We start from the raw sequence: 2,984 nt of genomic DNA on the forward strand, positions 1-2,984 counted from the left end.
GACATACGACCTTTTCCAATTAGCCGAACTCTCCGCAGCAGCGAGAGATACCGCATACAACGAATGGTTGCGCACCTTTGAATACGGTTGGGACAGCGACAACCGCAACACGCTGGAAGCATTTGAAAGTGTGTTCAAGGTCAAAGTGAACGATTGGAGTTACGACACGTGCCGTTATTCCTACCGCTTCACCTCACGTTACAGCGGAGAGGAAGAGGCACTCTGCGGCATACGGCTTCTGAAATACATCGTCAATAACTATTGGCACACCCTATTCAAGCCGAGAACCTACTACCTCAAAGGCAATTACAAGAAAAGGCGCAAAAGCAGGATATTCACGGACAACTGTTGCGTACTGACAGGCTATTGCGCAGACGAGGACATCCTGCGCCCAATCTACGACTTTCTGAAAGCACCCGACACCCGAACCACTCTGTACGACCTCATGGACAAGTGCCTTGACAGCTTCTTCAAGTCGTGCCGTGACGATATGGAATTTCAGTGCAGCGAGGAGAGTTTCGAAGAGAGTTGCGCAGCCAACGACTACGAGTTTTTGGGAAACGGAAAAATGTATAACTGATAAAACGACAGCGATATGAAAGGAACAGACCTGATAAAACGACAGCGATATGAAAGGAACAGACCATTTCAAGAGAACGATACAGATGTATTTGGAGCAGCGTGCGGCGGAAGATACGCTCTTTGCCAAGAACTACCGCAACCCTGCCAAGAACATAGACGATTGCGTCACCTACATTCTCAACTACGTGCAGCGGAGCGGTTGCAACGGCTTCACGGACGGGGAGATATTCGGGCAAGCCGTCCACTACTATGACGAGAACGAAATAGAGGTAGGCAAGCCTATCCAATGCCAAGTGGCGGTGAACCACGTTGTGGAACTCACGGCAGAGGAAAAGGCGGAAGCACGGCAGAACGCAGTCCGCAGATACCAAGAGGAAGAACTCCGCAAGTTGCAAAACCGCAGCAAGCCGAGAACCGCCACCAAAGCGACCGCACAAGAAGTACAACAACCCAACCTATTCAATTTCTGATTATGAAGCCGAGAACACCCATACAGCAGGAAGTCGCACGATTGAGCGAGCGACTACCGAAATTGACCGCCACACAGAGGGCATACGCTTTCCGCCATTGCTTCAAGCATTACGCCATCAAGAGGGCGGACGGCACGAACATCTGCACCGAGTGCGGACATTCGTGGAAAAGTGAACACGACCTTGCGGACACCGTTTGCGGATGCACCTGCCCCCATTGCGGCATGGAGCTGGAAGCGTTGCGCACCCGGAAGAGCGTGTTCAGCGAGAACGAGTATTTCTGCATCATCACCACCTGCAAGCAGTACCAAGTGATACGCTTCTTCTTCGTCAAGTCCCGATACAAGGCAGGGCAGGCAGCCGGGTATTCCATTTATGAAGTGGTGCAAAGGTGGATTTCGCCAAAAGGCACAACCGTCACCATCGCCCGACTGCGTGGAATGTCCATACTTTACTACGACCTATGGGCGGAATACAGCGACATGGAGGTACGCAAGAACAACAAACTCCGTGCATACGATATAAACCCCGTCTGCACCTATCCCCGACAGCGTTTCATCCCCGAGCTGAAACGCAACGGCTTCAATGGCGAATACCACAACATACTGCCTTACGACCTTTTCACGGCTATCCTTTCCGACAGCCGAGCCGAAACGCTGTTGAAGGCAGGGCAATACCCCATGTTGCGCCACTACATCCGCAGTTCCTTTGACATGGAGAGGTATTGGGCATCCGTAAAGATATGTATCCGCAACGGCTACACCATTTCGGACGGCTCCATGTGGCGTGACACCATAGACCTCCTGCGGCATTTCGGCAAGGACACGAACAGCCCGAAGTACGTTTGCCCCTCCGACCTAAAAGCCGAACACGACAGACTTATGCACAAGCGCAACAAGGAGATAGAGCGCAAGAAGTTGGAGGAACGCATCCGCCAAGCGAAGAAACACGAGAAGGCATACCGCAAACTCAAAGGCATATTCTTCGGCATCGCCTTCACGGACGGCACTTTGCAGGTGCGTGTGTTGGAGAGCGTTGCGGAGTTTGCAGCGGAAGGGACGGAACTGCACCATTGCGTGTTTTCCAACTCCTATTTCCTTGAAAAGAACTCCCTTATCCTATCCGCCACCATTGACGGCAAGCGCATAGAAACGGTGGAGGTTTCCTTGAAGACATTGGAAGTGGTGCAAAGTCGTGGCTTGCACAATTCCAATACCGAGTACCACGACCGCATTGTAAACCTTGTGAACAGCAACGTGAACCTTATCCGCCAGCGGATGGAAGCGGCATAGTATCAACCTATAATACCCAATAGTATGGAAGTAAGAATTGAAAGCATGGTTTGTCTGTGGGACGATAAAATCCCCACGATGTTCCTTGAATTTGTGAACCTCCTCACTCTGGCAACGAGTGAGGAGCAGTTAAGACGGAGTGTAAAGGACTTTGCCGAGAAGCACGAACTTGACAGGTTTTTCCTTTACGGCTTCGGCTCCCACCATTTCTACCTGCACCAACGCTATACGAGCGACCCCGAAATGGTGATGCGCAACAGAGTTTTGTCAGTACATTTTTAACCACCCTAAATAAAATCAACGATTATGGCAACACGGATGACCATCAACGGAATAAGCACCTGCACAGAAGCAGGTACGGAGAAATACGAGCGTTTCCAATTAGGTATCGGCAGACGCAAGCGGACACTTGTGCAGTACGACTACCGTCACCCCACAGACGGAGAGTTGTTCTCTTGTGTCAAACCCACATTGGACGAGTGCCGAGCCGCACGGGACAAGTGGCTCACGGCAAAGGATGGAAAGGAGGACAACCGATGAACACAGCCTATCAAACGCTGATAGTGAAGTTCAGCGAGCCTATCAAAGTATTGGACGGCATCTTTGACGATGCCGAAGCGTGGGGAGTTGATACCCTAAA

At 51.2% G+C, this 2,984-nt stretch carries 6 protein-coding genes; all 6 read left to right on the forward strand.

The window, feature by feature from the left end; translation table 11 throughout:
* Positions 1–580: hypothetical protein (locus tag HPS55_RS13765; RefSeq protein WP_253947662.1), on the forward strand; the 580-nt coding region annotated here is incomplete at its 5' end.
* Between the two features lie 49 nt (positions 581–629).
* On the forward strand, positions 630–1,052 hold the full coding sequence (locus HPS55_RS13770) for a PcfK-like family protein (protein WP_172325078.1): 423 nt from the start codon (positions 630–632) through the stop codon (positions 1,050–1,052).
* Between the two features lie 2 nt (positions 1,053–1,054).
* Entirely contained in the window at positions 1,055–2,344 is a 1,290-nt protein-coding gene (locus HPS55_RS13775; protein ID WP_172325080.1) for a PcfJ domain-containing protein, read from the forward strand.
* Positions 2,345–2,368: 24 nt separating this feature from the next.
* On the forward strand, positions 2,369–2,626 hold the full coding sequence (locus HPS55_RS13780) for a hypothetical protein (protein WP_172178760.1): 258 nt from the start codon (positions 2,369–2,371) through the stop codon (positions 2,624–2,626).
* A 24-nt stretch (positions 2,627–2,650) separates the two neighbouring features.
* Positions 2,651–2,884, forward strand: coding sequence for a DUF3873 domain-containing protein (locus HPS55_RS13785; protein WP_005850444.1), 234 nt, complete (start codon positions 2,651–2,653; stop codon positions 2,882–2,884).
* The coding region (locus HPS55_RS14395) for a DUF6956 domain-containing protein (RefSeq protein ID WP_410543867.1) at positions 2,824–2,984 on the forward strand (161 nt) is incomplete at its 3' end. The genes HPS55_RS13785 and HPS55_RS14395, both read left to right, overlap by 61 nt.

Origin of the sequence: Xylanibacter rodentium (assembly GCF_013166575.1) — a bacterium.
GTDB lineage: Bacteria > Bacteroidota > Bacteroidia > Bacteroidales > Bacteroidaceae > Prevotella > Prevotella rodentium.